Annotated in this window: 2 protein-coding genes; both read left to right on the forward strand. The window is 32.5% G+C overall.

Translation table 11 applies throughout. The annotated features are described in order from the left end of the window. The first annotated feature begins 285 nt into the window (after nucleotides 1–285). Entirely contained in the window at nucleotides 286–1,077 is a 792-nt protein-coding gene (gene blaOXA, locus HNS40_RS22070; protein ID WP_172284878.1) for a class D beta-lactamase, read from the forward strand. A gap of 165 nt (nucleotides 1,078–1,242) precedes the next feature. Next, entirely contained in the window at nucleotides 1,243–2,319 is a 1,077-nt protein-coding gene (locus tag HNS40_RS22075; protein WP_172284879.1) for a two-component regulator propeller domain-containing protein, read from the forward strand. Nucleotides 2,320–2,737 lie beyond the last annotated feature (418 nt).

The raw sequence follows: 2,737 nt of genomic DNA on the forward strand, positions 1-2,737 counted from the left end.
GGCCTCAGAATAAATAGTAATTTTACTCATGATTTAAATTTTTTAAATTATTAAACATGAGATTTATACGTATTCAATACGAATTTAAATCGAAAGCTACCTCCCTTTGGGGAGGTTTAGTTCAACAATGTATAAAAATAATAGCCGAGATAGTAGTAAATTCAAGGGTTGTAGCCCGCTCCAACCTTCTTATAACTTGTCAGGAAAGTGCCACGCAGTCGGCTACTATTCTTATACTAAACGTTGTAGCCAATGAAACGAACCACACAAAATAAGAGGAATCATATGAAAAAAACATTATTATTAACGTTAATCATTTTAATTTATATATCGACAATTAATGCTCAGAATGAAAATTTAACGAAGAAATGGAGTTCAGTATTTAACACAAAAAATGTTAATGGAACTTTTATGCTTTTTGATATTTCATCTGGTAAAAGCAAGGTTTATAATACAGCCAGATGTGATAGTGCATATATGCCAGCATCAACATTTAAAATATTGAATTCATTAATTTCGTTAGAAACAAATGCTATTAATAGCGTAGACGATACGATTAAATGGAACGGAGTTGATTACGGTTGGGATAAATGGAATAAAAACCAAACAATGAGAACGGCAATGCCTTTATCTTGTGTTTGGTTTTATCAAGAACTTGCACGTAGAGTTGGAATTATCAACATGCAAAAATGGATTGATTCTGTTGGATATGGAAACGCAAAAATGGGCGGTCAAATTGATAACTTTTGGCTTGAAGGAGATTTGCGGATTTCTGCAAAAGAACAGGTCCGATTTATTGAACGATTAATAAAAAATGAATTGCCTTTTAGTTTGAAAAATCAGGAACTTGTTAAAGAAATTATGGTTACGGATTCGACAAAAAACTATGTGTTGCATTCAAAAACAGGATGGGCATTGAGAATAGAGAATCAAATTGGTTGGTTTGTCGGATATGTAGAAACAAAAGATAATACATGGATATTTGCTTTGAATTTGGATATAAAAACTAAAGAAGATTCCAAATGGAGAAAACAAATAACTTATGAAATTCTTAGAGAAGAAGGGATAATTAATTAATCACTGGCTACAACACGCGGTCATAAAACATTGGGGGCGAAGTGGTTATACGAGCTTTGGTTCACGCATCAAAGTTCGCTGTACCTTGATAGGAAAGTAGCTCCGAACTCCCCAACGTTTAATGCCGCCATCCGTTGTGCGTCATATGAAGAATGAAAAACACTGATGATAAAGATTAAATTATTTACTGCCATAGCTTTGTCGCTTATTTTAAATTCCTGTAATGGACAAAAAAACAAGAATAAGATAAAACAATCTATAAACTCAGAAAAGAAATTAGAAGATAGTAAGCCAAATACATACAATACTAAACACTCTTTGTTTTATTCGGATATTAATAATCAAATTAGTCAAGTTGTAAGGACAATTTTTCAAGATAGCAAAGGTGACATTTGGTTTGGAGGAGAAGGTGGTGTTTTTAAATTTTCCAATAACTTGCTTACTCATATTGACAGTATAAAAAGTAAATCAGGAAAAAAAGTTACAGTAAAAGATATTGCGGAAGACAACGATGGGAAAATTTGGATTGGACATACGGATGGGATTAGTAGTATTGACGGAGAAAAAGTGACAAATTATTACGAATCTGACGGATTAATAAGCGATAATGTATGGTCTATTGCTACTGATAAAAATGGTAGAGTTTGGATTGGAACTATAGATGGTGTGTGTGTGTTTAATGGTCTAGACTTTACAAAATTTGTACTTCCCGAAGGGAAAGTAGATTCTACTTTAGGTATTTCAAGTAAAACAATGGTTCATAGTATATTCGAAGATAGTAAAGGCATACTATGGTTTAGTTCAAATGCTGGTCTGTTTTCATACGCAAATAATTCACTTATAAATGTTTCTAAAAAAGCAGGTATCGAAACGAATTTTGTCAATGAAATTTTCGAAGATAAAAATGGCAAATTATGGGTGTCAACAAAAAATGGACTCTATAATTTAATAGATAATAAAGGAACAAATATTACAAAAGGGAAAATTGAAACAGGAAAAGGGATAGGAAGTATTGCAGAAGACAAAAATGGTAATCTATGGTTTGTTTCTAACCAACATTATTTATATACTTATGCTGGAAATGAACTCCTAGAATTTCAAAAATCAGACGATAATAAAGGCCCTGTAGTTTTCCAAATATTCAAAGACCAATCTAATAGACTTTGGTTTGTTGGGTTTGGTGGTGCTTTTAGATTAGAAAACGGTAAATTTATTAATGTAACGCAGAATGGACCTTGGTAAAATAAAATACGAACGCACAACAATTAAGCATCGTTTTCAGCCCTAAGCCGTGGAGCTAAGCATTTACTTATGGCCAAGAGGGGCTGAATATGTGCTGTGTGTTGAACGTAAACCGGCAACGAAGCCGTAAAGCCTACCTTTTATATTGTGGAATCAATTTGGGCAATGATATCTCCACAGCTCTTGTGTAGTTATTTTTTTTCAATTTTTTTCTAGCAAACCTTAGAAGTATTCAAGAGCTTTTCTGTTTTTTGATTTTAGCAGGGTCGTTATTCTGATTATTTCTGATTTTTTGATTGATTGATGCATAATTCTTCCATTAAGATGACTCATATTCTTTTATTGTGTTGATATACTTATACTTACTTTCAAAGGTTTAGTGTTTTCCGGAGGAGCTCTTTGATGATTGTTTCTAAAC

The organism is Lentimicrobium sp. S6, from assembly GCF_013166635.1.
Lineage (GTDB): Bacteria > Bacteroidota > Bacteroidia > Bacteroidales > UBA12170 > UBA12170.

Excerpts from the sequence above, each read along its gene's own strand:
- blaOXA (WP_172284878.1), top strand. The coding sequence starts at position 286 with ATGAAAAAAACATTATTATTAACGTTAATCATTTTAATTTATATATCG.
- HNS40_RS22075 (WP_172284879.1), top strand. The coding sequence starts at position 1,243 with ATGATAAAGATTAAATTATTTACTGCCATAGCTTTGTCGCTTATTTTA.